The sequence below is a fragment of the Planctomycetia bacterium genome (assembly GCA_015075745.1).
Taxonomy (GTDB): domain Bacteria; phylum Planctomycetota; class Phycisphaerae; order UBA1845; family UTPLA1; genus UTPLA1.
The window spans coordinates 345958-372954 of record JABTTW010000001.1 but is presented as its reverse complement, the minus strand read 5'-3'; the positions used below and the strand labels follow the sequence as shown (position 1 = coordinate 372954).

Below are 26997 nucleotides of genomic sequence, written 5' to 3'. Positions count from 1 at the left end.
CGCCTGCCCTCCGATTGTGTTAAAATAAGTGCCATCGCGGCGTCCTTCCGCCGCCTGTTCGGTCTTGGCCGAATCCATCGAGTTCTTACGAAGGGCTCACCACCGGGGAAAATGGGGCTGCTGCGAGGACATTACGTCCTGGCATGCGCCGCAATTCCGACAGGAGTCGTCGCACTCTCTGTCGACGACCCGTTTTTCTCGGCCCGGATTCGATGATGGGGTTCGGCCCTCGATCGTGTGTTTAACCTTGGAGAGGCTCCGATCCCAAGCCTGGATTCGACATCCATCAGCGAGGGGTGGGATTCCTGATTCTCCAAATCCCGGACGGCCTCACTCCGGTGTCGTCTGAATGGAGCCCACTGAAGGGACAGGTGAAAAAATGAACCGTCGAAACACATCACAACTCGTGCCGGCAATGATCGGCGCCATCCTCCTGGCAACGCCCGCCTTCGCACAGCCCGTCCCGGTTCACGAATACCGCTTCGCGGGTAACGGCAATGACAGCACAGGCACGGCCGACGGCAGCGTGGGCTCCAACCTGTCCTTCACGGCCGCCGGCGTCCCGAATGGTCTCGGACAGGCATTGGTCGTCGGCACCAACGGCACGGCCCCCAACAACGTCATCGCCGTCCCCAACCCCGACTTCGTCGACTTCGGCATGGCCGACTTCTCTCTCGCCTTCTGGGTCCGCCGCGACAACAGCGACGCCAGCATCGACGGCGTCTTTGACGCCCTCGCCGGCACAGGACGAGGCTGGGAAGTCTACTTCCAAAGCACCGACGTCCTGACTGTCCGCCTCGACGACAACAGCGCCAACACCGCCGAGTTCGACACGGCGGCCCCGTTTACCGACGCCGCATGGCATCACGTCCTCATCAGCGTCGACCGCGATCAGATAAACGGCCTGGCGATCTACATCGACGGACTCCTCGACTCATCGCACGACCCCACATCGATCTCGGCGAACATCGACCCCAATCAGGCACTCTGGATCGGCGGGCGCAACGATGCCGGCGCGCAGGGCCTCGAGGGCGAGCTGGCCCTGCTCCAGGTCTACACCGAAGCCCTCACCGCTGACGACGCGGCACGGCTCGCCGCCATCGGCTTCCCGATTCACCAATACGACTTCGAGGGTGACGGCCTCGACATCGCCGGCTCGGCCGACGGCGCGGTCGGCGTCAACGTCACCTTCAACAGCGTCGGTGTCCCCGTCGAACTCGGCCAGGCGGCGGTCTTCGGTAACGATGGCAGCATCGCCGACAATCGCATCGACGTGCCCCTGGCGAGCTTCACCGACTTCGGTCTCGGCGACTTTTCAGTCTCGATCTGGGTCAAGCGCGATCAGAACTCCGGCGCGTCGCAGGGTCTTATCGACAACCTGGGAAGCAACGGAACGCAGATCCAGTTCCTCAGCAACGATATCCTTCGCGCCCGCATCGACGACAACCTCGGTAACGAATTCCGGCCCGAGTCGCTCACCACCATCACCGACCTCGGCTGGCATCACCTGCTGATGACAATTGATCGCGACGCCGTCGACGGCGCCAAGTGGTACATCGACGGCCAGCTCGACAGCAGCGACGATCCCACCGTGCTGACCGGCTCGATCCTGGCGAATCAGGACCTGTACATCGGCACGATTAACTCCTTCGGCCTTCGCGGCCAGCTGGCGAACCTGGCGTTCTTCAATCGGGCGCTCACGACCGGAGACGCGGTGCGCCTCGCCGATCTCGACGGCGACGGCGTCCCGTACGTGGTCGATGCCTGCCGCGGCTTCGACGATAATCTCGACGCCGATGCCGACACCGTCCCGGACGACTGCGACATCTGCCCGGGCTTCGACGACGCACTCGATGCCGACTTCGACACCGTGCCGGATGGCTGCGACATCTGTCCTGGATTTGACGACAATCTCGACGCCGACACCGACGGCGTGCCGGACGGATGTGACCTCTGCCCCGGATTTGACGACACGCTGGACGCCGACGGCGACGGTGTACCCGACGATTGCGACGTCTGCACCGGTTCATCGGAGACGGATTCGGATGGCGACGGCATTTGCGACGAATTCGACGCCTGCGCCGGCGATGACGCACTATGCACGGTACCGGCCAACGTCATCTGCGTCTGGGCCGTTGCCCCCGGCGCGCAGGACGGCTCCAACTGGTTCAACGCCTACCGCGACCTGAAGTCTGCAATCGCGATCTCTTCGCCGGGCGACGAAATTTGGGTCGCGGCGGGGACCTACTATCCCGATGGCGGTTACCAGCCTTCGGGCGGATCGTTGATCGCCGGCACCGGCAACCGCGACCAATCGTTTGTACTGGCTTCAGATGTCGCGCTCTACGGCGGCTTTGCAGGGTACGAGTCCTTGCGCGCGCAGCGCGATCCACAGGCAAACGTGGTCACCCTCAGCGGCGACATCGACGGCGATCAGACCCCGGCCGGCAACAGCTATCGCGTGGTCGAAGTAGGGACGAACGCTTCTGATTGCGAGTTGAATGGGTTTACCGTTACGGCCGGTAACGCAAATGGATCGGGCGCGAACACGGGCGGCGGAATGTATGTGAATGGAAGCACGACAGTCGTGGACTGTGCGTTTATTAACAACACCTCGACAAACATCGGCGGCGGCGTGCGCCTCCAGGCAAGCGCCACTGGGATATTTGAAGGCTGCCGCTTCCTTGGCAATTACTCAAACGACGAAGGCGGCGGGGTCGCGTGTCACGGTAACATGCGACTGGTTCAATGTGTCTTCTCCGGAAACGTCGCGCGGCGACATGGGGGAGGCCTTTATGCCGCCGCGGGAGACATCTCGCTGGTTCAGTGCACATTCAATGCGAATACTGCTCAACAAAACGAAGGCGGCGGAATTCGTAGCACTGCGTCGTCCCGCATCAGCAATTGCATACTCTGGGGAAATACAGACTCCGGTCCAATGGATGAGTCGGCGCAGATTTCAGACTTTGGCGCCTCTGTTGTCCGTCATTCGGTCGTCCAAGGCGGCTGGAGCGGCCTGGGCGAGAATAACTTGAATGCCGATCCACTCTTTACGGACGCCGACGGCGCGGATGACATCGCGGGCACGGCCGACGACGACCTGACGCTTGTGACCGGGTCGCCCTGCATCGACACAGGCGACAACGCCGCCGTGCCGATTGGCTTGATCACGGATTTTGCCGGGACCCCGCGATTCAACAACTGCCTGGTTGATATGGGCCCGTTCGAATTCGCCGGCGCCGCTCCTATCGACACCGACGCCGACGGCTTCACCGATGCCTGTGACGCCTGCCCAGGAGGCGACGACCGCGTAGATCTTGACTCGGACAACGTGGCCGACGACTGCGACCCATGCGTCGGCACAGCCGCAAGCGACACGGATAACGACGGCATTTGCGACGACATGGACGCATGCGCCGGGGATGACGCGCTCTGCCCCGGTCAGCCAAACGTCATCCATGTCTGGCCCGCCGCGCCGGGCGCGGAGACCGGATCGAATTGGTATCACGCCTTTCACGATCTGAAGTCGGCCTTGCTCGCGGCGTCCCCCGGGGACGAGGTGTGGGTCGCCAGGGGTACCTACTACCCGGACGGCGGCTTTCTCGTGAAGAGCGACAACTACATGCTGGGAACAGGCGACCGGCAGGAATCATTTGAACTTGAATCAGGCGTCGCGATCTTCGGCGGATTTGTCGGCAACGAGTCCAACCGGGCGCAGCGCGACTGGACAGCGAACCCAACAATCCTGAGCGGCAACATTACGGCCAGTGGTTCTGGAGCAGGCACCAGCCATCATGTTGTCACCGGCGGCGTCGAGGACGATGAAACGGCGGTGCTGGACGGATTCACCGTGACGCTCGGCAGTGCCGAATCCGCTCCAACGTCTGAGGGCGGCGGAATGCTTAACGCGGGATCGCCGACCGTCGCGAATTGCGTGTTCAGCCAGAATCGCGCGATCTTAGGCGGCGGACTGGCCAATTCGGGTTCGCCATTGATCACGCAGTGCGTGTTCATCGCGAACTGGTCATCTCTGGGTGGTGACGCCTTGTACAACACAGGAGCGGGGGCAGTCACCAACTGTTTATTCACATTCCCAAACGGTGGTAATAGTCTTGTGCGCAGCGATACGGCTCTCACCTCGCTGACGATGACAAATTGCGTGCTGTGGTCGGCGAATCAGTTTAGCCTCCCGATCAGTGACATGGGAAAGGCGATGGTCGTGAATCACAGCGTGGTTCTGGGCGGCTGGACCGGGCTCGGCGCCAACAACATCGACGTCGATCCGCTCTTTGTAAATGAATTCGGTCCGGATGGTATTGCCGGGACCGGAGACGAGGATTTTTCGTTGCAGGCCGGTTCCCCCTGCATCGACGCCGGCGACAACAACGCAGTCCCCGCCGGACTCTTCACCGACCTGGCAGGGGATATTCGGCGCGTCGACGACCCCGCCACGCCCGACACCGGCATCGGCCTCTGCGCGATCGTCGACATGGGGCCATACGAGTTCCAGGACGGCGCTGGTGAGGCCGACAGCGACGCCGACGGCGTGTGTGATTCGGTCGACGCCTGCCCCGGCTTCGACGACAACCTCGATACCGACGCCGACGGCCTGCCCGACGACTGCGACGCCTGCCCGACAATCGCCACTGGCGACGTCAACGCAGACACCTTCGTGGAACTCGGCGACCTCGCCCCCTTCGTCGCGGTCCTGCTCGACCCCGGCTCAGCCACGCCGGACGAACTCTGCGCGGCCGACACGAACAACGACGCCGCCGCGGATGGCCTCGATGTGCAGGGCCTCATCGACCTGATCCTGTCGCCGTAGGGAATCGTCGAGCGGATACCGCCGCAACCGAGTACTATCACCGCAATCTTCCAGGATCCGACGTTGCCGTGATCGCATGGCATTGGGGACATCCTACTTTGTTCCGATTCTCAAGCTGTTCTCCAAGCCTCGTCCTCAACAGGCCGCTTCGACGGCCTTTCCCGAAGGACCATTAAAGCGGCTTGCGCATCTGCGTAGCGTCCGGCGCCTCTGCCGGACGTGAATCGCAAGGAACATTTCCTGATAGACAAGGCTATTTTGACGCGCAATCTGCTATAGGCCGCGGCTTGAGCCCCGGTTGACCTCCCAGATCGCTGCAAACCAACTCAAACGGCGCGCACGGCGAGCAAGTGTAATCTTTGCGATGTCATCCACCATCCCATCCCAGGACCGCGCCGGGCCCCGCCGCGGCTTGCCGTTTGGCGATGGCCAACCAGCGGCCCCCGCTCCGTCGTGTGTCATCCCATTTGCATTCCCACTCAAACACCAAGGCCCCTCTGTGTCACCTTCCCGTCTCATTTTTCAAGGACTTACAAACGTACTTTCCCGAATTTTTCCATGCACGTTCGGGCATACACCGGTCCTGTTTCACCTTGCCGTTTTTCACCAAAAACCACCCAAATCGCCTGTCGCCCCAACTCGTGCCCGCCACAAGTGTTGGCACAATTCCCGCGAGGCTTGTGTCACCTTATGTCACCTTGGGTTTGGACGCGTTTTGTTCGCGCATGTGAGCCGCTGGTGGATGCAGAATCGCCCGGACTGAAGTCCGGGGCTCCTCATTGAGGGCTCGTTGTTGGGCGCAAATCAGAAGGGCAGGAGCTTGGCGACGCGGGGGAGCATGTATTGGATGGATTCTTCCTCGGCGGTCCAGGTGCCGACGAGGTAGGAACCGTGGGGCGGAAGAATGTTCGTCGCGAGGAGCGATGCTTCTTTGGTGCTGTCGAGGGCCTTCGACAGGCGCGCGTGGGCGTCGTAGGCCGATTTGGCGGTGGCGTACTGGACGACCCAGATGACGTTCGGCGTGCCGCGGCCGTTGGGCACGTCGTAGTGGGCGACGCAGGCGAGGGTGGTCTCATCGAGGCCGAGGAGATTGCTCATCTTTCCGGCATCGGGTGCATGGGGAAAGTCGAAGGCCTTAAGCGGGAGGCTGCCCAGATGGCGGACGAGCCAGCGCGCTTTGAGCAGGTTGGCGTCGGTGGGAACGGCGTCCAGCAGAAGCGGTCGGTCTTCGCGTTTGAGCTGGCCGGTGATGTAGAACATCAGGCGGATGACCTGCTCGGTCGTCTCGGTGTCGACGGCGGTGGTGGAGACGCGGATGTAGCTCTTGCCCTGCCAGGAATGGAGGTGAAAGCCGTCGGCCCGTTCGACACGGGTTTCACCGCCGACCTTCAGGGTCTCGGTCGAGTCAGACTGACAGGACATAATGCCGTAGGCGTCCTGCGGGGACTCGGTCTCGACGTAGAGGACGCGCGCGGGCCGCTCGGCCCCTTCGCTGTCGGTGGTCTTGTAGGCAGCGGTCGCGGCGGAAAGGACGCGGAAGTAGCTGAGGCGGATGGCCTCCGACGGCGTGACGGCGCCTGCGAGTTCGCCCGCCATGAAGACGCGGACCGGCTCGGTCTTGGTCCAGCCGGTGATGGCGCCGCTCTTCGGGAGGCATGCCGGGGCGACCGGCGAATCGGCGGCGTCGACGGAAGTTTGCCCCAAGGCCGGGGAGGAACTGCCGGAGTCGGCGGGGTCTTGTGATTTCAGTTCGGCGGGCTTGGTGGTGGGAGACTTGGGCTCTTTTCGCGGACAACCCGACAGGCATCCGAGGATGCAGAGGAGAATCAGCGAGACTCGGCGACGCGCGCGGGAACCCGACATGCGCGATCTCTCCAGGGGGAAACGGGTTGTCGAAAGGCTCCATCCTTTGCGATCGCATGGGATTGTAATCAGCAGTGCCATCCGGGCAATTCACAATTTTGACCGGGCCGAGGGCATTCGTATAATCGAAGTTTGTCTGTCGCCGACAACCTGGGGTCTTGCGCATGATCATCACGATTGACGGGCCCGCCGGCTCAGGAAAGAGCACCGCCGCCCGTAAGCTGGCCGCCAAGCTCGGCATTGCCTACCTCGATACCGGATCGATGTATCGGGCGATCGCCCTGGCGAGCCTTCAGGCGGGGATACATCTGAAGGACGACGCGGGGATCGTCGCGGTGGCGGAATCTGCCAAGATCGAAGTCGACTGCGGCCCGACTCACACGCGGGTGACACTGGACGGGACGGACGTCAGCGAGGCGATTCGCTCGATGGCGGTGAACCAGGCGACGAGTTTTGTGGCGCGGATACCGCGGATTCGGGAGATGCTGGTCGAGAAGCAGCGGGAGATCGGCCGGCGGCTCGGCTCGCTGGTGACGGAGGGCCGCGACCAGGGGAGCGTGGTGTTTCCGAACGCGGACTTGAAGTTCTTTCTGGATGCGAGCCTGGAGAAGCGGGGGCTTCGGCGATTTCAGGAACTCGTGGCGGACGGCGAGGACGCTTCGTACGAAATGATTCTGGAGAATCTGCGGGAGCGCGACGGCAACGATCGTCGCCAGTGGGCGCCGCTCTTGGAGCCGGCGACGGCGATTCATATCGATACGACGCAGATGACCATTCATGAGGTGGTGGAACGGCTTCTGGAGGAAGTCCGCCGCAAAAACATTCTTCCCCAGTCCTGACGGCATGCGTCTTTATTACCGGTTTCTCAGGCTACTTGCGCGGGGGATTCACGTCCTTTACTTTCGGGGGCGCGTCTACGGGCTGGCCAATGTGCCGACCCGCGGCGGGGTGATGCTGGCCTGCAACCATCAGAGCTATCTCGATCCGGTGCTGGTGACCTTGGCGCTCGATCGGGAGGGGCACTTCATGGCGCGGGACACCCTGTTTCATCAGCCGAGCTTTCGGCGATTGATCGAGTCGCTCAATGCGTTCCCGGTGAAGCGCGGAGCGGCGGACGTCGGGGCGGTGAAGGAGATTCTCCGGCGATTGAAGTCCGACAAGGTGGTTGTCGTGTTCCCCGAGGGGACGCGCACGAACGACGGGCGCATCGGGGCGATCAATGCGAATTCACTTCTGATTGCGAAGCGGGCGGGGGCGGCGATCGTTCCGACGGTGATTGACGGGGCATTTGATGCGTGGCCGAGGCGGCGAATGCTGCCGGCGCCGTCGCCGATTTACGTGACGTATTGCAAGGCGATCACGCCGGCGGAGATCGAGGCGTGGTCGATTGAGGAGATCGGGGCGGTGGTGGAGCGGCGATTGCGCGAGCGATTCGCGGCATCGCAGGCGCTGCGCCGCCGGCGCGCGGGGATAGATGATGGGCGGGTAAATCAGGGGGAATCGTCGGGGGCGGCTGCGACGAAATCGACGGGCAATTGAGGCAGGACGATTCGCGTGACGTGGGGCATGACGGAGCCGGTGATCGCCCGGCCGTAGGTTTCGTAGTCTGCGCCGGCGTTGACCAGTGCGACGACTTCGCGGATCGCCTGGGCCAGACCGTAAACGCGATCGGCGACGTCCGCGGGGGCGGGGTCGGGAATTAGGAGCCACTTGAGCCCGTTGCGTACGAAGCGGACGCGGATGAGCGGGAGATTGTCGCCCTGTTGTGCAATTACGATGGCACTGTCGCCGGACTGGCGTTCGGCGATGATGTTGACTCTGCGGGAGAAGATGCCTGCGGCGTCTTCGAGCGGGCTGAAACCCCAGTCTTGCGGGACGGGGACGAGGTATCGGGACTCGGCGGCGGCGCGAAGCTCGCGGTCGGCGGCGAGGACTTCGGCGATGGCGCGCAGGAGGTCGACGGTTTCGCGGCGGCGATCGGGGACGATGAGTTCGGCGAGGGCGGCGTAGTCACGGGCGAGGTAAAGTTCACGAAGCGTCCTGGCGGAAGCGGTCGCCGAGGCGGATGCGCTTGATGGAGTGGTCGCGACGGAGCGGCTTTTTGATTGCGGCTGGGGTGAGGCCGCGCGATCGCAGGCGGTGGAAGAGAATGCGACGGCGATGAGGGCTGCGGACAGGGTCGAGAGGACGGGATGTTTGCGAACAATCGCCATGATTATTTATCGGTAGCGGGGCGGGAATCCACGAGCCCCGGAATGGAACCCCGGCGGTGATCGACAATTGCGGCTGACGCCGATTAAGATGGCGATGGAGATATGGCACGAGCGGTATTAAAGATTCTCGTCCTTGCAGCGGCCCTGGGCATCGCGTGGCAGAGCGCGCGGCAGGGGCCTGCGCAGCAAGTGAGTTCGTCTCCGAGACCTGCGGTAACGCGGGCGTCGGGGGCCGGGGGGCAGTTTCGCGGGATGGCGATTCAGCTTCACGGCGGGGCGGAGGTTTACGATCACTATCACGATCTGATTCCGGAGATTCGGGCGCTCGGCGCGGATACGGTCCTGCTGGTGGTTCACGGCTGGCAGACGCACGGGGGGAGTCTCGATCTGCACATTGACCCGCGGAAGACGGCGAGCGCTGAGGGCCTGGGGAAACTTTGCGATCTGGCGGCGTCGGCGGGGCTGCGGGTCATTCTGATGCCGGTGGTTTTGCTGGAGGAACCGCGCAACAAAGAGTGGCGCGGGAAGATCATTCCCGAGGGGCAGGACTGGGATACGTGGTTTCGGCGGTATACGCGGTTCGTCGTGCACTTTGCAAGGATCGCGGAGAAGCACAACGTCGAGGTGCTGATTGTCGGCTCGGAGCTGATCAAGACGGAGGTGCACACGGAGCGCTGGCTGAAGGTGATTGAAGAGGTGCGGCAGAATTATCGCGGCGCGCTGGCGTATTCGGCGAACTGGGACCATTACCAGACGACGAAGATCGGATTCTGGCGCGAGCTCGATTATGTGGGGATGACTTCCTACTACGAGCTTGCCGAGGCGGCGAACCCCGAGCGGGAGGAAGTGGACGCGAACTGGTCGAAGATCAAGAAGGAGATTCTGGCGTTTTGCGAGGAAGTGCGGAAGCCGATCATCTTCACGGAGGTCGGGTGGTGCAGCCAGGAAGGCGCGGCGCACGAGGGGTGGAACTATTACGCGAATCAGAAGGCGACGGAGGCGGGTCAGCGCGAGCAGGCGCTGCTTTATGAATCGTTCATTGACGCGTGGGCGGCGGAACCGGCGATCGGGGGGATTATCTGGTGGGAGTGGGACAAGTCGGCGGGGGGCGCGACGGACTATAACTACACGCCGCGCGGGAAGCTGGCGGAGACAGTGCTGCGGAAGTGGTTCGGCAGCGAGCGGATTGACGGGAAGTCATCGGGGAAGGCCGGCGCGGCGGGCGTGGTCGGAAACTAATTCAACCGATACATATTCGAAACAGGGGGCTTGGGTGGGATGGTTCCATCCAATGACGGCGGCCTTGCATACCGGTCGCCCCGGCCCCAAGATGACCTGATCTATTATTAAGGATTCGGAGGATCTCGTGCCCTTACCCTACAACGAGCGGACTCATGATTGCGGGGCCTTGCGCGCCGGGGATGCCGGGCGGACCGTGCTTTTGGCCGGGTGGGTGGACAACTTCCGGGACCTGGGGGGGATGGTTTTCATCGATCTGCGCGATCGCGGGGGGATTACGCAGCTTCGGTTTGACCCGACGACGGACCCGAAGGCGCACGAGGTGGCGCGGTCGCTGCGGAGCGAATATGTCATTTGCGTTCGCGGCGAGGTGGTTCATCGCGGCGACAAGGTGAACCCGAACCTGCCGACCGGCGAGATCGAGGTGAAGGCCCACGAGATCGATCTGTTGTCGAAGTCCAAGACGCCGCCGTTTTTGATTGCGGACGAGATCGAGACGAACGAGGACCTTCGATTGCAGACGCGGTTTCTGGACCTGCGGCGGGCGCCGGTGCAGAAGGGGCTGATGCTGCGCCATCGCATTACGAAGACGATCCGCGACTACTTCGATAAGCACGGTTTCGTCGATGTCGAGACGCCGATTCTGACCAAGTCTACGCCTGAGGGGGCGCGGGACTACCTGGTGCCGTCGCGGTTGCAGCACGGCTCGTTCTATGCGCTTCCGCAGTCGCCGCAGCTCTTCAAGCAGCTTCTGATGATCGGCGGGATGGATCGGTACATGCAAATCGCGCGGTGTTTTCGCGATGAGGATTTGCGAGCGGATCGCCAGCCGGAGTTCACGCAGGTGGACGTGGAGATGGCGTTCGTGCAGCCGGAAGACGTGATGGGGCATGTCGAGACGTGCCTGGCGGAAGTGATGCGCACGGCGATCGGGGTGGAAATCAAGCTTCCGCTGCCGCGGATCAGCTATGCGGAGGCGATGAATTCGTACGGCCGCGACGCGCCGGACCTGCGGTACGGCATGAAGATCAAGGAAGTGACCGAGATCGCGAAGCAGACCGACTTCAAGGTTTTTCGGGAGCCGATTGACGCGGGCGGCGTCGTGCGGTGCATCGTCGTGGAGCGCGGGGCGGAGATGACGCGCAAGGAGATCGACGGCCTGACCGAGGAGATCAAGGGCATCGGCGCCGGCGGACTTCCATTGGTGAAGATCGCCGATGAGGGCGGCAAGATCGTATTCCAGACGGGCATCGCGAAGTTCCTGGAAAACGAGGACGTCAAGAAGCAACTGCTCGAAGCGACCGGGGCGAAGGCCGGGGACATGATCATGTTCGCGGCGGGCACCGAGGCGAATGTCTGCAAACATCTCGGTTGGCTGCGCGGCACGATCGCCGATCGCAAGGGAATGATCCCGGAGAATCAGTGGGCGATGTGCTGGGTGGTGGACTTCCCCCTGTTTGGATATGACGAGGAGGAGAAGGCCGTCTATCCGATGCATCATCCGTTTACGAGCCCGAAGGACGAGGATCTGCACCTGATGGGCGTGGGGTCGAGTGAGGTGCCGCCGAAAGAAGACCTGCTGAAGGTGCGTGCCAAGGCCTATGACGTGGTGCTCAACGGTATTGAGCTGGGTGGCGGCTCAATCAGAATTCACCGGAGCGACGTGCAGGGGACGGTCTTCAAGCTGCTGGGTCTGACGGAAGAGGAGGCGCGGCAGAAGTTTCAGTTCCTTATGGAGGCGCTTCAGTACGGCGCGCCGCCGCACGGAGGAATCGCGCTGGGGCTCGACCGCATCGTGATGCTACTGGGCGGATTCGATTCGATTCGGGATGTGATCGCATTTCCGAAGGTGGCAAGCGGGGCCTGTCCTTTGACTGATGCGCCGTCGGAAGTGTCGACGAAGCAGCTTCGGGAGTTGGGGCTTGACCGATTGCGCACGTAAGGGATAGAGGCGGGTTCGGCAAGAAATGCGCCTATAATCACTGTTCCGGCGGGCGGCAGATTTCGATTGACGCAGCCCTGACACCACAAGACATTGCGAAGCCGATATAAGAATCGCCCCTTCGGAAATCGAGCGCAGGTGAACTTGCGGTCATGCGGTGAGTTCATCCGGAGCTTTCCTTGTGCTTTGAATTCCGCGTTCGAGATCGTTCGGGGCGGACGGATTGAATGGCAATCGTACAGTCGGTCGGGTTAAGCGGGTTGACCGGGTCGCCTTTCCCACGCGGCATCGCATCGAAGCAGGCTACTGCGGGCGCGGCACGCGCGCTGGACGTTCAGATCGATCGCTCGCTTTTGACCAGCGCGGCGGCTTGGGGCCTTCGCCAATTGCTGGCGACGGCTGATATTCCCTTTTACATGGATGACTCCGGGTCGCCGGAGGTTTATTACGGATTCGATCCGATGATCGGCCATCGCGCCGGTGTGTGGATCTCGGCCGATCCGGCGATTAACTATTCGGGTGCGGAGTGGTGCGTTGCGGATGGTCTGCCGATTCCGGTGATGGATCGGGAGCGCGTACTCGGCGATCGACATCGACATATCCGAATTGACCTGGGGGCCCTGAGCGCTTTCTGGCTGCGGCTTGAAGGCGAGCGGTCGGTGGGGGTTCGAGATTGGCACGGGCGGGTGCCGTCCGGCCAGAGTTTGCCGGGAATGCTTGGCATTCTTGAGCGTCCGGCAGTTCATTCATACGCGAAGTGGCTGCGACAGAGACTGGCGATGGCGGGTCTCGATGTTCCCGTCTTCGACAGGTGGCCCGAGGGCAAGAAGTGGGCGGTCGTGGTGACGCACGACGTGGATGAGCCTGAGACGAATAACGCCGCTCATCCGTGCATTCGCCAGATTTTTCTTGGGCGAGGTCGCGGTCGGCGCGAGGCTTACTGGGCGCTGCGAAAGGAGTTTCGGGCGAGGGGGATATCCGAGTCGATTCTTGCGGGGCCGGGGCGGCGGCGCGAGTGGGACTTTGACGAGTATTGCGAAGTTGAAAAGGCCGCGGGCATGCGCTCGGCGTTTTTCTTCAGCGTGGTGCCCAAGGCGATGGGGCATCCTTGCGATGTGACGTACGACGCGAGCCTGGCGCGGTATCGGCGAGTGATGAGGCGACTTGGGGCCGGTGGATGGGAGGTTGGACTTCATGCCTCGTACGAGACGATTGAGGATCGGCCGAGCCTTTCGTGGCAGGCGGGGCGACTTCGCTCGGTGTCTTCGCAGGAGCTGTCGGGGATGCGGCACCACTACCTGCGTCTCGATCGGAGCGATCCCGTTTGCACGCTTCGGACCGCCGCGGAGTGTGGAATCAGATACGATACTTCGATCGGATTTAACGACGCACCGGGGTTTCGCGCGGGCATGGGCCTGCCATTTCGGTCGATGCCGGATGGGAGCGATTCCGCGCGGGACTTCGTAGAGCTTCCGATGACGCTTGCGGATATGCATCTGCCGGCGCGCGATTCGGCGGCGGCGATTGATCGGGCGCTTGCCCATCTGGAAGCCGTTCGTGAGATGGGCGGGATGGCGGTTTTGAACTGGCATGTCGGTAACTGGCACTCCAAGCCGGGGTGGCGCGAGAGTTTTGAGGCGATTTGCGTGGTCATACGCGATGACGAGACGGTTTGGGCTCCGACTCCTTCGCAGGCGGCGGACTGGTGGCGGTATCGCTCGGGGCTGATGGGCGCGTGAGATGAGGGACGAGTCCGCGCGTCAGCGAGAATCAAGGTGAAGTCTCGCAAAGACCGATATTTATGATGCAAGAGTTGCTCGACGACTCCCCTGCCTGAGTGTGGGAAATGTCCTCGGCGCGCTAACCGTTGGTCGGGAAAGGGTTGGTCGGGTTTCTTCATGTCAACGCCGGCGATTGGATTACGGCGCGTCCATAAGCGGTTCCGACGCGGCTCGCGGCACGACTCGCTGCGCGACTGGGTCGCCGCCGCGCTGACACCCAGGTCCTCCAAGCGGCAAGCCCACCCCGACGACTTCTGGGCGGTTCACGACATCAGCTTTGAGGTGCAGCCGGGGGAGGCCTTTGGGATCATCGGTCCGAACGGCGCCGGCAAGAGTACACTGCTGAAACTGCTGGCCGGCATCCTTCGGCCTTCGCAGGGCGAGATCGGGATTCACGGGAGAGTCTCGGCGCTGATTGAGCTTGGAGCAGGTTTTCACGGCGATCTGACGGGCCGGGAGAACATTTATCTGAACGCGAGCATTCTCGGTATGACGCGCGCCGAGGCTCGTGGGAAATTCGACGAGATCGTAGAGTTCGCGGGGATCGGATCATTCCTGGATACACCGGTCAAGCGCTACAGCAGCGGGATGCACGCCCGACTGGGATTCGCCATCGCGGCGCACGTGAATCCGCAGATTCTTCTGGTTGATGAAGTGCTGTCGGTGGGGGACCGGGTATTTCGTGCGAAGTGCATGGGAAAGATGCGCGAGTTTCTTCGGGAGGGCGTGGCGGTTGTCTTCGTGTCGCACGATCTGGGCGCGGTCGCGCGCTTCTGTGACCGGGCGCTGGTCGTGGAGCGCGGTGGGGAGGTCTTTTGCGGGCCGGTCGCGAAGGCGGTTGCGACCTATTATGATGCATGTTCGGAGTCACTCAATTCCTGCGTTGCAGACGGGACGCCGCTGGTTGACGTCAAGCAGTTTTGCGTGCGGGACAGCCGCAACGAGGAGGCGTCGAGCTGCGCGCCGGGCGAGAGACTGAGCGTCGAGATGGATATTGTCTTCAACGTGGAGATTCCGGCTCCGTCGTTCGGGCTGTCGATCGTCCGGTCTGAGGACCACCTCGGTGTCTTTGAAACGAGCAGCACGCGGCTGGGATACGAGAGCCCGCCGGGACGGGTGGGGGAGACTTACCGAATTCGCTACGACTTTCAGGCGAATCTTCTGCCGGGGGAGTATTCGATCGGGTATCACGTGCGCGACCGGGAGTCGCTGACGTACGCGGCGCAGGATGCCTACGCGGCGAAAATAATGGTGGACGGGGAATCGGACTGCGGCGGCATTGTGCATATCAATCCTGAGTTCAGCCATACGATTCGAGAGGCGGCGGCGACCAAGCGCCCACTGTCGCCGGTGGCGACGGGTGATCGACATGGGTAAGCACGGGGCGACGTGCGATCAGACTGATCGATCTGCGAGTCATGACGCGGAAGAAGTTGTCATCCGTTCGTGGCGGCCCGGTGACACTCCCGCGATTAATGCGTTTTATAACGATCCGGCGATTCGACCGGCAGCCGGGGCGAAGGGGGCCATGCCGCGCAGCCAGGAGCAGTGGTCGTGGGAATTCTCGCCGCGCGGACTGCCGCCGACGGGATATGGCGTTGCAACCAGCGGCGGTCGCATTGTCGGCATTCAGGCGTACATTCCGCTGACGATGCGGTTTGCGGGCGAGCGCGTTCTTACCGGCAAGGACGAAGACACGCTGGTGCATGCGGACTATCGGGGCCGGGGGATTCTCGACCGACTTTACGAGCTGATAATTGAGCGAGCGGAGCAAGGCGGGGTCGCGATGTTGTGGGGGTTCACGAATACGGCGGTTCGCCCGCTGTTGCGAAATGGGTTTCGATCGCTGGGCACTTTCGACTCGATGACGCTGAGCATTGGTTCGGACTGTGACAGGATATCGGCCCGAGGCACTGACGCGCTTACGGGCGGATGCGAAGTGACGGTTGAGGAAATCAGGTCGCCCGATGCGCGGATGGATCAGTTCGCGGATTTGTTCGCGTCGCAGAGCGGCGGCATGGGGCTCGATCTGTCGGCTGATTTTCTCAGGTGGCGTGTCTTCGAGAATCCGTTTCGCGCTTACAAGGTTTTCGCTGCGGTGGAGGGCGGTGACATCGTCGGGCTGGGGATTTTCAAGGCTGAGCCACAGCGGCGGACCGGGTTCGTCTCCGATCTGGCGGTGCTGTCCGATGCCGGGCCGGGTATGCGGGCGATTCAGTGTGGGTTGCTTGCGGCGGGCATTGAGTATTTCAAAAGCCTCGGCTTCTCGATCGTGGAGGCGAGGGCCGCGGGCGACCATCGATACAACCGCGAACTGCGATCGCTACTGGCGGACGTCGGATTCAATCGGGTCGCGGTTGCGAATCCGCCGGAGTTTCTGGTGCGACCGGTGGCGATGGATTCGCCGGCGGTGCTGGACATGGCAAATTGGCGCATTTGTGAACTGATGCGGGAGTATTAGGTCCTCCTTGATGACGATTATCTGCGGCGACAAAATAACTTCGGCGAGTCGGACCGCTGACCCTCGGTTGTGCGGCGGGTCATCGATCAGTCGACCGGTCGAGTTGCTCCTGGATCGACAGCTTGGGTATGTGGCGGGGCGGAGCGCGTTTTATCAGCGGAAGTGGGAATTTCGAAAGGCGTGTCCGACGTCGAGCGACTTTGTCGAGCTGCCATTTACGACGCGACGGGAACTGCAGAATGATCAGGACGAGACGCCGCCGTTTGGAAGCTATCTTGCGGCGGACAGGGCGATAATTTCGCGCGTGCACCGGACCTCGGGTTCGACGGGTAAGTCACTGCTTATCGCGCTGTCGGCGGCGGACGTGGAGCGGACGATTGAGCGCGGGGCGGCGTGCCTCTCCGCAGCGGGGGCGGGGCCCGGCGATTTGATCGTTCATTGTCTCAACTACTGCCTGTGGTCCGGGGGGGTGACGGATCATCAGTGTCTGGAGAGGACCGGTGCGGGGGTGATTCCCTTCGGCGTCGGACGCTCGGCTGAGTTGATCGAGACGATAATTCGGCTGAAGCCGACAGGCATTCACTGCACGCCCTCGTACCTGGGCCGGCTGGAGGAACGGCTGCTCGCCGATTTTGGGAGGAGTCCACGGGAACTGGGGCTTCGGATTGGCCTCTTCGGCGGCGAGCCAGGTTTGCAGGATCCGCGATTCAGGTCGCGGATTGAGGCGAAGTGGGGGTTTCGTGCGGTTGATGCGAACTATGGGATGGCAGAAGTTCTTTCGATCTTCGGGGCTGAGTGCGACGCACGGTGCGGGCTGCACTTTGAAGGCGGCGACGCGGTCTGGGCCGAGATTCGCAAGGTCGATTCCGATGAGGCGGTCGCCTTTGACGTGGGTGCGACGGGCGAGCTTGTGCTGACGCATCTTCAACGGGAATGCCAGCCGCTTGTCCGGTATCGAACATCGGACGTCGTGGAGGTTCTGGCCACCGAGCCGTGCGAGTGCGGGCGGGCGAGTCCGCGGTTTCGGGTGATCGGGCGGGTGGACGACATGATTGTGGTGCGCGGGCTGAATGTATTTCCGTCGACGATTGCCGAAGTGATCAACACGTTTTCGGATCAACTGTCGGGGGCGTACTTTATTGACGTCGACCGGCACGATCCCATCCGGCGGATTGTCGTCCGTGCGGAGGCGAGCGGCTCGTTCGGCGATGCGTCGGTCGGCGATCGGCTCGGTGAGGCGATTCTTGCCCGGCTGGGGATTCGCGTCGAGGTTGAGCTGGCGTCGTGCGGTTCGCTGCCGGCCGAAGAGAGCAAGACGCAGCGGGTTCGCCGGGTTTTGTAGATCACACGACGGGGCCGCGCGGGCGCGGCGGCCCGACTAATCAGCAACAAAGAAACGGCCCCGAACAACGTGTCGTTGTCCGGGGCCGCTTTGATTTACAATTCATGCGCGGCCGAAGCCGCTCGTTTCGCTATCGCGTTCGTCAGGGACCGACGAACAATCCGAGCTCCATGTACACCGGCAGGTGATCCGAGGCGGCGTGCAGGGCATCGGCAATGAAGAGGCCCTGCGGGATCGTCGGCGGATCGTTGATGTCGGCATTGAAGTGGTTGCCGTCGTTACCGAAGGCACGATAAGAGTTGGTGATGTAAGACAGACCGACGCCATCCCGCAACGAATCGGAGATCAGCAGGAAGTCGAAGCGATCGTCGAGACCGCCATTCGACCCACCGGGCGGGCTGCCCGCGTTATCGTTGTGCGGCGACTGGGTGTGAACGGCGGAGAAGCCGGCGCTGGCGCTCCAGGCGCCGGGGGCACTGATCGGATCGAAGCAGCGACCGTCATTGTCGCCCTGCGAGCCGGTCAACTCGGTGTACGCGCCCTCGGTACTGGTGTAAAGGTTCAAGTCACCGGCGTAGATGATCTGGGTGCCGGCCGGGAGGGCATTGGCATCGGCCCGGGCAACTGCCGCCGCAGCCTGGCGATCCACAGGGTTCTGCGGATTTTCACCGGCGCTGCCGGCCTTCAGGTGCATCGCATAGACATAGAAGACACCTCCGGCAGGGCTGCCGACATGGTCAAGGCGCCAGCGATCGATGATGCGCGGCGTCGTGGCCAGTGTGGTATGGTTGCCGTTGGTGTAGACGATCTTGTCGGCACGATAATAGAGGGCGTTGTCGCTGTCGGGTCCGTTGGTGAACTCGGCCATCGAGTATCCGCCCGGTCCATCGTTTGCGTTCAGGATCGTGGTGAGGAAATCGCTCGCGCCGGCAGCGCCTTCGACTTCTTCGGCGATGACGACGTCGGCGTTCAGGTGATTCAGAACTCGCTTGTAGGCGGTCTTGCGATTCGAGGAAGCGCCGCCGTTATAGGCGAGCAGGTTCCACGTAACGATGCGCGTGCCGAATGCCCGAGCAAGGCCGCAAGGAGGCGCCGCAATGATTCGATCGACGAACGGCAGGATGTCGTTGGTGTCGACCACGGCGTCCTGGTTGATGTCGGCACAGCCGTTTCCGGTCATGCCGACGAGTGCCGCGGCGAATCCCTGAACGTCGAGGCCGTTCAAAGTGCCGTTAACGTCCATATCGCCGAGGCAGCCGGCACAACTGCACGTCTGCGGGTTGGGCTCGCCGGGGGTGTCGTCACCGGAGTCGGGATCGAATGCCCCGATACGCCACTCAGGGGGTATCGTCGGGCACAGAGCGACGTGGCCGGGGCTTGTTCCACCGGAGGGCCCGACGATCGGCGGTCCGTAGTGGAACTCGGTGCCGACCGGCGGGTTCTGCTCGCTGATGAGAGCGACCTTATCGAGCAGGACGGTCCACGGCGTGCTGTCGAGGACGCCATCGTTGTCGGTATCCAGGTCGTTGTTGACGGCACCCGTGAACCCCTTGACTAACAGGTGGGTGACGTTGTCATCGTTCTCGAAGTTCAGCGTCGTCGTGAAGTCAACACTGGCGATGAGGCCAAAGGTACTCTCGGCGGCGAGGAAAACGCCGTCGGCAGGGATCTGCTGACCGGCGAGTGAGACGGCCGCTTCGATGACGCCGCTGTCGAGGTCGGCGCCGTCACCGATGACGAGATAGGTCAAATCTCCGATGGGGGCATTGGGCGTCCCCGTCAGCTCGAAATACTCGTCGTCATCGACGCCGGGCTGGTCGATGCGAATCTCGGTGATTCGCGTGTCGAGGTTGTCCGGACAGGCCGGTGTCGGAGGACAGGTCGGCTGACCGGCGTGGAAGATGCCACCGAGACCGTTGCAGAGTGCCTCCGGCAGGTCTGCGCGACAGGTGGCGCCAGCCAGGCAGCACGCGGCGGGCGTACCGCAGGAAGGCGAGGTGTTGATGTCGGTGATCTTGCGAAGCTGCAATTGATAACCGCTATTGCCGGCTGCGGACCCATCCAACTGACTGAAGATACCGGTGAGCGTGACGGGACCGGAGGGAATCGGCTGGCCGACGATGTCCGTCTGGAAGGTCGTGGAGACGCGGACGGTGACCATGCCGGCTCCGTCGGAGACGGTGTAGTTGGTCGCTCCGGCGAATACGCCGGTCTGTTGGAAGACGACGCACGGCAACTGAACGATTTCGCTTTCGAAACCTTCGGCGGTGGGGCTGGCGGTCTGGAAGTCGGCGCTGGTTACACCCACGGCGGCCGGAACACCGGAGGGGCCGTCGTCACGAGAGAGCTGGAGAAGCTTGGCCGGAGCGGTTTGCAACTGAATGAGGCTGTTGAAGACTCCAGTTGTTCCCTGGATGTCGATCTGGTTGCCTTCGGTCACGCCGCCAAACTGGCCGTCAATGAGGGCCGTCGGGCCAAAGACCGTAAGGCCGGACTGGCCATCCACACCGCTGGTGTCCTGAATCTGGAAGGACTTGGACGAGACGGTGTTAATGAGGTTGGTCTTTGAGGAGAGGACGACATTGCAGAGGCGAATGGGGGTTCCGGCAGGAAGGGCCCGAGCCTCGGCGATGGTCTTGCACTCGGCACAAGCGCCCGGTGAAGGCGGCACGGAACAGGTGGTCAGAGCGCCTTGATATACACCGTTCATGCTTGCGCAGGTCGATGAATCGACGACTGAGCAATCGAACATCGTGCAACCCGGCGGATCCATGCAGACACAGCACGCGCCCATGCAGGACGCGCCGTTGATCGCACAAGTCGTGCCGCGGCCGAGCCAGGTGCCGCCCTGAGCCTCAACACAGACTTGGCGCTCCACGGCATCGGTACAGCCGCCGACACCGACGCAGCATGCGCCGGTGGAGAGCATGTTGGGGCTACCGGGGGTGTCGTCACCACTTGCGACGGCAAAGGGACCGACGCGCCAGTCTTCGAAGCCCGTGTTGGAACCGTCGGGCAGGCGGAAGACGTGGCCGGGGTTGAAGGCGCCGTCGCGAAGGGTGTCGATGAAGGGGTCGCCGGTGCCGTAGTGACACTCGGTTCCGACCGGCTCCATGCCGCCGGGGTTGTCGGCTTCGATGAGGGCGATTTTATCGAGAATGGTGATCCACGCGGGGGCGTCGATCATGCAGTTGTCGTCGGCATCTATATCCGTGGCGACATCGCCGCGGAAGCCACTGACAAGCATGTGAGTCGTGTTGTCGCTGAAGCAGTGGAAGATCTCTCCGGGCCCTTCCTGAACCGTGCCAAGAACGAGCAGGTCAGGCGTCACCGGGAAGAAGGTCATGTTCAAAGTCGGTCGGGCAGCGAGGAAGTGGCCACCGGCTGGAATCGGCGGATGTCCACTGAGGTCGACCACGAGCTGGACGAGTCCGGAGTTGGTCGCGGTCATGGGGTTGGTAAAGGTGCCCTCGTCACCGATGACGATGTAGGTCAGACCATTCAGGCTGCGCGGTGAGGCGCTGGTATTCACGATTTCGAAATACTCATCGACGTCCGGGCCGGACATTTCCTGGCGGATTTCGTTGATGAGGAGGCCGGAGTAGTTCGGGGGACAGGCGCCCGCACAGGTGGAGGCGTCACCAAGGTAAATGCCGAGTAGGTTCTGTTCGCAGTCGGCCTCGGTGCGAATCGAGCAGGTCATACCGCCGCCTTCGCAGCAGGCTCCGACGCAGGGATTATTCGTGCAGTCGGTACCGTCGCCTTTGTAGATTCCTGATGCAGACGCGCACTCCGACGCTGTTTGGAGGGTGCACATGCCCATGGTGTCGCAGCATGCGCCCTTACAGGGATTGGGTGTGCACGGGACACCCTCGCCCTGGAAGACTCCGCTCGCGGCGGTGCAGTTGTCGAGGGTGATGAAGGAGCAATTGCCCATGGCGTCGCAACAGGCGCCGGGATTCTGCATGCAAGGATTCGGGTTGCAGGCGACCGCGTCACCCTGGTAATTGCCGCCGAGGGTGGTGCAGTCGGCGGATGTCTCAATCTGACAGAGGCCCATGGCCAGACAGCAGGCGCCGAGCGGGTCCATGGGGCAATCGTTTGGCATACCGGGCGTCGGCATGCCGGTTCGATAATTGAAAGTGCGTCGCAAGCCGCCGGCGCCGTTCGGGCATCGACCAATTGAAAGCGTCACAGCCGCGCCAGCGGTCCCGCCGTCCTCATCGACAGGAGGTTCTCCTGCCAGTAGCAGAATTTCATCCAGCATGATGCCGGTAAAAATGTCAGAAGTGCCATAAACGACAGCGTCGAGAAGATTGGTCGCAGTGGCCGCACCGGGGGACGTGAAATTTCCGGAATATAAGGCGACCGCGTCCGGCCCATTCTGCAGGGCGTTGGTATTGCCGATTACGATATTGTTGTTGCCGGGCATCGTAATGAGCGTCTGGCTACCGGCAAGAAAGTAACCGTTCGCATCCGTGCTCTTTCCATCAAGATCAAACGCAGCGTAGGAAATATCTCCGACACCATTGAAAAAGACGAGCACCATGTTGTCGAGGCTCGTATTTCCAACGCCGCCGTCATAAAGTTCAACAAACTCGGTTGAATCGGTTCCCGTCTGATCGGCATCAAGTTCATTAATCCGTACCTGGGCAGACGCCGAATTCCATGTGATCGCCGAAAGGGCGAGGGCCGCGAGGGCGACGATTCCATACTTCCTACTCATTACGCGTTCTCCTGAAAATCTAATCCCGTCCCTGTTTCAGTTTGGATGCATTGATTTCAAAACTGGTAAGCGCAGCCATTTGCGCGTGAATCCTATCTTTGTGAGGTGAGGCGAGGATTAACAATTCGTGTGACTCTCATTAAGTCGCCCCCGCGTCGATTGCCGAGCGAGGTGCAGACTCTCCACCGTTCTCGCGGGAACCCGCTCCCCACGGGTAGATGTCCAAGATCCCTCCGTACGGGTCACCAGGCTGGCTGGTTACCCGCGACTGCCCTACCATCATATCAAGAAATCGCGCCATGATGAAATGGGATCACTGCAATTTTCGGACTTTCGTCTTCCGAATCCGCACTTGAACACCGCGGATCGCCACCAGAGGGCGATGATCGCGGGACTTTCTTGGGCAATCACCCATTCGGCTGATTTGTTGTCGTTCGGTTCTTAAATGGGTAGGATTCGCCGAAAATGTGCCCGCTGAGCGAAGCAAAGGTGGCTTTGAGGCCCGTTTTCGCACAGCGCCGAAGTGGCGGAATGGCATACGCGTCGGTTTCAAAAACCGATTCCCGCAAGGGAGTGGGGGTTCGAGTCCCCCCTTCGGCATTCCAGCAGATGACCATCGCGATTTCACGAGGAAGTCCCGGGGCTACAAGCCCAGCAGCAGGGCGTCGAACGCGGCGACGTCTGCTTCGTTGACGACTCCGTCGCCGGTTAATTCACAGGCACAAAATGCGGTCGCGGGCGGGCCTCCGCTGAGGAAGGCATCCACCATTCCCTGAATGTCCAGCCCGTCGACTTGTCCGTCATTCGACGGGTCGCCGGTTCCGGCCTCAAACATCACCAACTCCGCTGCGTCGGTGACTGTTTCACCACACACATCGGTGACGAGGCAGTCATAGTCTCCGGCGTCGCTTGCGGAGACCGAGTCTAGTGTCAGATTGGGCGACTGCGAGCCGGAAGCGGTCGGGCCATCGACAAGATCATCGCCATCGCGCCGCCATTGGTAGGAGAGCGGTAAGGCGCTTGTCGCGCCGACCGAAAAGCCCGCGGCGGAACCTTCGCAGACGAATTGCTGCGCCGGCTGCTGGAGAATCTCGGGCGGGTCGTTGGTGTCGCATGCGTTGCCGATGCCGTTTGAGTCGCAATCGGCCTGGTCGGGATTCATCGTAAGGGGACAATTGTCGGCGCAATCCAGGACGCCGTCGGAATCGGTGTCGGGCCCGGCGGGGATGACTTCAATTGTTTGCAGGCATGTGGAGAGGTTGCCGCAGGCATCGGACGCGGTCCATGTGCGGAAGATGGTTCGCGCGGCGGGATCCTTGCCGGGGGTGACTGTATCGGTGAATGAAACGAGGGCCGGCGAACAGGTGTCGGATGCCGCTGCCGTACCGGTGGCACTAGGGACGATCGAATCGGTACATGGAACCATGACATCCGGAGGGCAGGAGATGTCGGGCGGCGTGTCGTCAAAGACGAAGACCGGCGTCGGAGACAGGGCAGTGGGAATGGGACTGCCCTGGAAGCTGAATTCTGAATTCAGGTTGCCGAAAGGTCGGAACTCCACTTGTGAGCCGGCGCAGCTTTGCCCGGCGTTGACCTGAAAGACGAGAATGGCGATCAACGATTCCGCGGTTGCGGGTGCGGCGCATGCGCCGGATGGGGCGACCGATCCGCTGATATTGAGCTGACCGGGCATCGCGCCTGGGAACGCGCCGGCGCTCGCGATGTTCGACGGGAACTGCAACTGGAAGGGGCCGCGATTGCAGGGGGGATCAATGGCGCCGGAGCACTTGGCGTAACAACTGGGGGTGCCGAGGTATGTCAGGGCGCCGGGGTCGAACTGGATGAAGGCCTGAAATCCGGTGATGGGTTGAGATGGATTTCGGAGCCACAACTCCACCTGGATCTGATCGCCATCTTCTCCGACGCAGGCGGGTGATTCGAGCGAGAGAACGTTTGACGGGTTGCCTGCATGGGCGCTTGCCGCGCCCGGGGCGACAAATGCCCATGCGAGAGCTGCGGTGTTGATTCGCTTTGGTGTGCGTGAGAATGCCAATGCCCTATATCCCTTCAACTTTTCTAATGTCGTGGCTCGCAAACATTCTATCACCGCTCTACGCAGTTGACGGCAAAATCGAAGTGGCAGACGAGTCGGAGATATCGTTCATTCAAAGGAATTTCGCGGGAACCGCCTTCATTGTGCCGTGACGCACATGCATGGCCAGCCCAAAAAAGTTGTGCATTCGCGAAAATGTGCGTCAGTCCACGAACATTTCAGGTGTGACGATTACCGGGGCGGCGGGACCCAGTAAAAGAGCACAAACATGGCGGCGAGGGCGATGATGCTCAGAATTACAGCGGCAATGATCTGGCGGCGGCGGCGGATCGATCTCCATCCATGAAGGCTCGCGTAGGCGGCATCGACAACGCTCAGCCAGTCGGCGGCGTCGGGCGGATTCACCAGGATCACTTCAATGCCTGACGATCGCCAGCGATCCCACTGGGCTTCACCTTTCCAAATGGTGATGAGCAACTCATCGAGATTCGCGAAAACGACTTGTTTGTAGTCGCCGGCGAGGATGGCCGCGTTCAGCTCGTCGTCGTCCTTTTCGGCGAAGCGCTTAGCAGAATCGAGGCCGTTGGATTGCAGGTAGGCGGTGATCTTCTGACGATTGGCGGCATCGTCGGGCAATCGGGCGGCGATTCCGGATTCACGCTGCATCGTCATCAATGAGCCTCACCGTAATAGGTCGACACGAACGCGGTCAGCAGGAGGAGACCTGCCATACCGATGACACCGGCGAATGGGAAGATGCTCGCGCCGGTGAGCCAGGCGGGGCCGCGATAGCGAACAAACGGCCGGATGCCCATGATCATGAAGATGCCGCCGGCGTGGAGCCCCATCGGCAGCCACAGACTTCCCGTTCGCAAAAAAGCAACGCAAAGCAACACGCCGAGCAGGACGTGGCCGGGAAAGGTCCAGCGTCGCTTGACGGCGCGGACGTAATGGGCCCCGGCGAAGATCAGTGCGCCGAGCATGATTGACGCGCCCTGGGGCAGCCAATCGGAGCGGAGAAGATCGGCGAGGAGCACGCCGCGAAAGATCAGTTCCTCGACCAGCGCGCCGAATAAGGCCGTAGGGGCGAGGAGGATCAAGCGCTTCACCCACTTCCTTCTCGCGTGGTGGATGTCGATGACCAGTCGATCGGTGGCCAGCCATGCACCGAAAAGGGCACAGAGAAAAAGCGATGAGGCGGCTGCGCCGTGCGAGAAGAGCAGGGAGGATCGCGTGAGTGGAAGCAGGCCCTCGTAATACGCGAGGATCGGTTCGCCTCGGATTGCGGGGTAGATGACGATCGTGGATATCAGACAGACTTGCGTGGTGATGCGTCCGGCGGTGCGGACGAATGCCGGGGCGTCGCCCGCGTTGAGTCGCCATCGAAGGGGAAGTCCCGCCTTTGTCAGCAGGGCCGACTGCACGACCCACATCAGGATGGGAATGGCCAAGAGCAGAAGGATGGCGATCATTCAACGTGCTCCACGGCTACTACTGCGGCACTCGCGTCAACTCGTCTGGGCGCCGGCTCTCCGGCGTATTCGGGATCGCCGCGAAAGACCTTTGTCCATCTGCTGTCGGCCCATAGGAACCATGCCTCGGGACAGTTCGTGAGAAACGTCGCGAAACCATCGGCCCAGGCCTGCATGGCCAGGCGCACTGCCTCCTGGCGACCGCCCTCGGCCCGGGAGCGCATCTGCACGCGGACGGGCTCGGTGATGTAGAGTGTCTGCACATTGGCACTGACTCTTCCGAACAGCGGAACAAATGGGGATTCAGCCAGCATGGCGATGGAGGCGGGGCCTGAAGGGAGGTAGGCCGTGTGGCCGCGGAATTGGATCGAGACGCCTTCGTCACGCTTCTGGGCAATGTCGGGGGTCATGGCGAGCAAAGCGCCGGAGCGCAGGACATCGACGCAGGCGGCGGCGCGGCTGGTGGGGTTGGCGGCGTTCTCCGGTTCGAGGACGACCTGCAGGCCGGCGGCGCGGCACCAGTTGTGCTTGAGGCGGACTTTCTGCTGATCCTTTGACCAGCGCAGGTAGATGGTGACAGGCACCTCGTGGGCGAGCCGGGCGAGGGTCAACACATAGTTCGACGTGTGTGCCGGAGCCAGCAGGACGCCGCGTCCTTCGGCCATGAGCTTCTTCAGGATTTCGATGGACGAATCCAGCGCGATCTGGGAGCGGACAAGTGTCTCGATGCGATCGGGCGTCGCCGAGTTGCCGAAGAGTCGCAGCGCGTTGGCGATGTGAAGGGCGATCTGCGCGAAGTATGCTCGATGGGCGTCGGCCGAATAGACGCCTGCGCGGCGCATGTTGTCGGCAACCATGCTGGAAAGGATCGGTGCGTGGCGGGCGGCGTGCTTGAGAAACCACTCGAGCGTGCTCACTGCGGGCGAAGGAAGCAACTTCCCGAGCGGCTCCACCGAGCGCGTGGCCGCTGCGGCGATTCGTCGGCGAAACTGTCTGAGCGAACTTGCCAAACGGACCTTTCCAGTTATTCAAGGCTGCTATCCGACACGCTTCCTGGCGAGCGGCGCAGCCGGGAGCGAG

The 26997-nt window shown here is 62.1% G+C and carries 16 protein-coding genes and 1 tRNA gene; 10 read left to right on the top strand and 7 right to left on the bottom strand.

Features of this window, described 5'->3' with window-relative positions; genetic code table 11:
• Window positions 1-379 precede the first annotated feature (379 nt).
• The gene (locus tag HS101_01535) at window positions 380-4825 is read left to right on the top strand and encodes a hypothetical protein (protein MBE7504947.1); all 4446 of its coding nucleotides are present in this window, start codon (window positions 380-382) and stop codon (window positions 4823-4825) included.
• An 804-nt stretch (window positions 4826-5629) separates the two neighbouring features.
• Here HS101_01535 and HS101_01530 read toward each other — a convergent pair.
• Window positions 5630-6688: a hypothetical protein gene (locus HS101_01530; GenBank protein MBE7504946.1), complete on the bottom strand. Its 1059-nt coding sequence runs from the start codon at window positions 6686-6688 to the stop codon at window positions 5630-5632.
• 164 nt (window positions 6689-6852) lie between these two features.
• Between HS101_01530 and HS101_01525 the strand changes: the two genes are divergently transcribed.
• Both HS101_01525 and HS101_01520 read left to right on the top strand, forming a co-directional pair.
• The gene (locus HS101_01525; protein ID MBE7504945.1) at window positions 6853-7527 is read left to right on the top strand and encodes a (d)CMP kinase; all 675 of its coding nucleotides are present in this window, start codon (window positions 6853-6855) and stop codon (window positions 7525-7527) included.
• Window positions 7466-8227, top strand: a complete 762-nt coding sequence (locus HS101_01520) for a 1-acyl-sn-glycerol-3-phosphate acyltransferase (protein ID MBE7504944.1) — start codon at window positions 7466-7468, stop codon at window positions 8225-8227. Before HS101_01525 ends, HS101_01520 begins: the two co-directional genes overlap by 62 nt.
• On the opposite strand, the gene HS101_01515 is transcribed toward HS101_01520, so the two are convergent.
• Window positions 8179-8901, bottom strand: coding sequence for a hypothetical protein (locus tag HS101_01515; GenBank protein ID MBE7504943.1), 723 nt, complete (start codon window positions 8899-8901; stop codon window positions 8179-8181). The two genes, HS101_01520 and HS101_01515, sit on opposite strands and share 49 nt — an antisense overlap.
• A gap of 102 nt (window positions 8902-9003) precedes the next feature.
• Between HS101_01515 and HS101_01510 the strand changes: the two genes are divergently transcribed.
• The 6 genes from HS101_01510 to HS101_01485 all read left to right on the top strand — a co-directional run bounded on the left by HS101_01510 (window position 9004) and on the right by HS101_01485 (window position 17666).
• The gene (locus HS101_01510) at window positions 9004-10140 is read left to right on the top strand and encodes a hypothetical protein (GenBank protein MBE7504942.1); all 1137 of its coding nucleotides are present in this window, start codon (window positions 9004-9006) and stop codon (window positions 10138-10140) included.
• A gap of 127 nt (window positions 10141-10267) precedes the next feature.
• On the top strand, window positions 10268-12082 hold the full coding sequence (aspS, locus tag HS101_01505; protein MBE7504941.1) for an aspartate--tRNA ligase: 1815 nt from the start codon (window positions 10268-10270) through the stop codon (window positions 12080-12082).
• Between the two features lie 227 nt (window positions 12083-12309).
• Window positions 12310-13821: a hypothetical protein gene (locus tag HS101_01500; protein MBE7504940.1), complete on the top strand. Its 1512-nt coding sequence runs from the start codon at window positions 12310-12312 to the stop codon at window positions 13819-13821.
• A gap of 159 nt (window positions 13822-13980) precedes the next feature.
• Window positions 13981-15240 carry an ABC transporter ATP-binding protein gene (locus tag HS101_01495; protein ID MBE7504939.1) on the top strand — a complete coding sequence of 420 codons (1260 nt, stop codon included), beginning with the start codon at window positions 13981-13983 and terminating at the stop codon, window positions 15238-15240.
• On the top strand, window positions 15233-16324 hold the full coding sequence (locus tag HS101_01490; GenBank protein MBE7504938.1) for a GNAT family N-acetyltransferase: 1092 nt from the start codon (window positions 15233-15235) through the stop codon (window positions 16322-16324). Before HS101_01495 ends, HS101_01490 begins: the two co-directional genes overlap by 8 nt.
• Window positions 16325-16334: 10 nt before the next feature.
• On the top strand, window positions 16335-17666 hold the full coding sequence (locus tag HS101_01485; protein ID MBE7504937.1) for a phenylacetate--CoA ligase family protein: 1332 nt from the start codon (window positions 16335-16337) through the stop codon (window positions 17664-17666).
• 142 nt (window positions 17667-17808) lie between these two features.
• On the opposite strand, the gene HS101_01480 is transcribed toward HS101_01485, so the two are convergent.
• Window positions 17809-22392 carry a hypothetical protein gene (locus HS101_01480; GenBank protein MBE7504936.1) on the bottom strand — a complete coding sequence of 1528 codons (4584 nt, stop codon included), beginning with the start codon at window positions 22390-22392 and terminating at the stop codon, window positions 17809-17811.
• A 517-nt stretch (window positions 22393-22909) separates the two neighbouring features.
• On the opposite strand from HS101_01480, the gene HS101_01475 reads away from it, so the two are divergent.
• Window positions 22910-22992 (top strand) — tRNA-Leu (locus HS101_01475).
• Between the two features lie 43 nt (window positions 22993-23035).
• On the opposite strand, the gene HS101_01470 is transcribed toward HS101_01475, so the two are convergent.
• From HS101_01470 to HS101_01455, 4 genes are all read right to left on the bottom strand, one after another.
• A complete protein-coding gene (locus HS101_01470) occupies window positions 23036-24445 on the bottom strand; it encodes an immunoglobulin domain-containing protein (GenBank protein ID MBE7504935.1) in 1410 nt (469 codons plus the stop codon).
• Between the two features lie 231 nt (window positions 24446-24676).
• Window positions 24677-25117 (bottom strand): hypothetical protein, encoded by a 441-nt coding sequence (locus tag HS101_01465; protein ID MBE7504934.1) that lies wholly within the window; start codon window positions 25115-25117, stop codon window positions 24677-24679.
• On the bottom strand, window positions 25117-25917 hold the full coding sequence (locus tag HS101_01460; protein ID MBE7504933.1) for a CPBP family intramembrane metalloprotease: 801 nt from the start codon (window positions 25915-25917) through the stop codon (window positions 25117-25119). Before HS101_01460 ends, HS101_01465 begins: the two co-directional genes overlap by 1 nt.
• Window positions 25914-26927, bottom strand: coding sequence for a hypothetical protein (locus HS101_01455; GenBank protein ID MBE7504932.1), 1014 nt, complete (start codon window positions 26925-26927; stop codon window positions 25914-25916). The genes HS101_01460 and HS101_01455 overlap by 4 nt, the downstream gene beginning before the upstream one ends.
• Between the last annotated feature and the right edge of the window lie 70 nt (window positions 26928-26997).

Excerpts from the sequence above, each read along its gene's own strand:
- HS101_01525 (MBE7504945.1), top strand. The coding sequence starts at position 6,853 with ATGATCATCACGATTGACGGGCCCGCCGGCTCAGGAAAGAGCACCGCC.
- HS101_01480 (MBE7504936.1), bottom strand. The coding sequence starts at position 22,392 with ATGAGTAGGAAGTATGGAATCGTCGCCCTCGCGGCCCTCGCCCTTTCG.
- HS101_01510 (MBE7504942.1), top strand. The coding sequence starts at position 9,004 with ATGGCACGAGCGGTATTAAAGATTCTCGTCCTTGCAGCGGCCCTGGGC.
- HS101_01515 (MBE7504943.1), bottom strand. The coding sequence starts at position 8,901 with ATGGCGATTGTTCGCAAACATCCCGTCCTCTCGACCCTGTCCGCAGCC.
- HS101_01495 (MBE7504939.1), top strand. The coding sequence starts at position 13,981 with ATGTCAACGCCGGCGATTGGATTACGGCGCGTCCATAAGCGGTTCCGA.
- HS101_01520 (MBE7504944.1), top strand. The coding sequence starts at position 7,466 with ATGAGGTGGTGGAACGGCTTCTGGAGGAAGTCCGCCGCAAAAACATTC.
- HS101_01485 (MBE7504937.1), top strand. The coding sequence starts at position 16,335 with ATGACGATTATCTGCGGCGACAAAATAACTTCGGCGAGTCGGACCGCT.
- HS101_01535 (MBE7504947.1), top strand. The coding sequence starts at position 380 with ATGAACCGTCGAAACACATCACAACTCGTGCCGGCAATGATCGGCGCC.
- HS101_01465 (MBE7504934.1), bottom strand. The coding sequence starts at position 25,117 with ATGACGATGCAGCGTGAATCCGGAATCGCCGCCCGATTGCCCGACGAT.
- HS101_01490 (MBE7504938.1), top strand. The coding sequence starts at position 15,233 with ATGGGTAAGCACGGGGCGACGTGCGATCAGACTGATCGATCTGCGAGT.
- HS101_01530 (MBE7504946.1), bottom strand. The coding sequence starts at position 6,688 with ATGTCGGGTTCCCGCGCGCGTCGCCGAGTCTCGCTGATTCTCCTCTGC.
- HS101_01460 (MBE7504933.1), bottom strand. The coding sequence starts at position 25,917 with ATGATCGCCATCCTTCTGCTCTTGGCCATTCCCATCCTGATGTGGGTC.
- HS101_01500 (MBE7504940.1), top strand. The coding sequence starts at position 12,310 with ATGGCAATCGTACAGTCGGTCGGGTTAAGCGGGTTGACCGGGTCGCCT.